This window comes from Zooshikella sp. RANM57, from assembly GCF_050749885.1.
Taxonomy (GTDB): domain Bacteria; phylum Pseudomonadota; class Gammaproteobacteria; order Pseudomonadales; family Zooshikellaceae; genus Zooshikella.
In genome coordinates, this window is record NZ_JBOIUB010000047.1 from 1 (window position 1) to 1,489 (window position 1,489).

At 44.7% G+C, this 1,489-nt stretch carries 1 pseudogene; it reads left to right on the forward strand.

The window, feature by feature from the left end:
- Positions 1–1,489, forward strand: a pseudogene (locus ACQ96U_RS27060) (hypothetical protein); the annotation flags it as partial.

A 1,489-nucleotide genomic window follows, 5' to 3' on the forward strand; every position in this document is an offset into this window, starting at 1 on the left:
AATCTGGTATTACCTTTACCATTTATCTTGGTGCCAGTTACAATGGCGCGTCTATTAGCACCTCACCTGATGACTGTTTAGTGTTTTCATACACTGATAACGAAAACCCTGATGACGTGCTAACCGTCTCTACAGGATCTATCTCGGGTAGTATTAATAATGTGGTCGTTGACTCTGACAAGACAGAGCCTATGGATTTCAGTGGTGCAAATGGACTGTATTTTTGGGAGCTTTTTTATTACACCCCGATGCTTGTGGTTGATAGGCTGCTTCAGTGTGGCAGTTATGATGATGCAGAATACTGGTTGAATTTTATCTTTAATCCTGCTGGTTACGTAGAAGGGCAAGGCGATGATAGAACTCACACGGACAGGCAGTGGAATTGTCGCCCTTTATATGAAGATACGGCATGGGACCAAACTCAATTAGACAGTACTGATCCTGATGCAGTGGCACAAGCAGATCCAATGCACTATAAACTCGCCACCTTTATGGTATTACTGGACCTACTTATTTTACGAGGTGACAATGCCTATCGCCGGCTAGAACGAGATACACTAGCGGAAGCTAAAATGTGGTATACGCAGGCATTAGAGCTTCTTGGCGATGAGCCAGATATTTCATTATCTATTGAGTGGGACAATCCGAGACTGATTGATGCGGAAAGTCAGACTAACACTGATGTGTTATCCTTCCTGGAGGCAAAGAACGCGGCAGGGCGTACCGCCAATAGCTTAACAGGTTTATTTTTACCCACTGAAAATGAAAAACTAAAAGGTTACTGGGAACTCCTGAATCAAAGACTGTATAACTTAAGAAATAATCTTTCCATAGATGGTCATAAGCTTAATCTTCCCTTATACGCCGAGCCTGCAGACCCCAAAGCACTCCAAAGTGCAGCGACATCGGGTAATACAGGTGCCTCTACGCCCCCTGGTGGACTCATTACCGTTCAGCGCTTCCCTGTAATCTTGAACAGTGCCCAAGCACTTGTTAATCAACTCATACAGTATGGTAATACATTAGCAGCAACGATTGAGCGTAAAGATGCTGAAGCGTTGAATATGCTAATGCAAAATCAAGCGGATGAGTTAATGGCACTTGGAATTACTGTACAAGATAAAAATATTGAGCAGCTTAAAGCCGAACAAGAAGTAGTCAATGCCAGTTTAGTGGGAGCTCAATCCCGCCTAGAGGCGTATCAGGCGTTGATCGATGAAGGTATTAGCCAAGCAGAGCAAAAGGCGATGGATAAACTTGTTGCATCGGGAGCTGATGCTATCGCTGCTAATGCGATACGTATGACGGGAGCGGGATTAGATTTAGCGCCTAATATTTTTGGTACCTCTGTGGGTGGCTCTAAATGGGGGGCAGCAGCAACCGCAACCGCCATCGGTATGGATATCGCGTCACAAAGCAATAGTACCACTGCTAACTCTTTATCCCAATCAGAACAATATCGCCGACGAGCGCAAGAATGGACCATACA